1 protein-coding gene is annotated in these 263 nt (G+C 56.3%); it reads right to left on the bottom strand.

What is annotated here, in order from left to right; all coding sequences use genetic code 11:
* The coding region (locus tag SB751_RS31705; RefSeq protein WP_410749234.1) for a hypothetical protein at positions 1-220 on the bottom strand (220 nt) is incomplete at its 3' end.
* Positions 221-263: the final 43 nt, after the last annotated feature.

The raw sequence follows: 263 nt of genomic DNA, 5'->3' as shown, positions 1-263 counted from the left end.
CGCGAAGCCATTCCTGCCCTCGGTCGGTGGTGAGATTGACATAGCAGTTTTTCCGGAAAAAACCTCCTAGCGCATCGGCTATGCTGTCCGTCCAGCCCTCCATCTTCTGATCGTTTTCGGATTTGTCCCACTGGCTGAAAGCTTCCCAGAAAAAGCGGGCACCTTCGCGGGAAAACGCCTTCGAGTCTTCGGCGAAATCTTCACTGATAGCGCCGCCCATGAACCATATATTCTGGGCCGTCGCTGGCGCTGGGGGGCTGTAG

It is taken from the genome of Cupriavidus sp. SIMBA_020 (assembly GCF_046535395.1).
In the GTDB taxonomy this organism is placed as follows: domain Bacteria; phylum Pseudomonadota; class Gammaproteobacteria; order Burkholderiales; family Burkholderiaceae; genus Cupriavidus; species Cupriavidus campinensis.
Note: the sequence above shows the minus strand (reverse complement) of the source record. Positions and strands in the feature narration are given on the sequence as shown.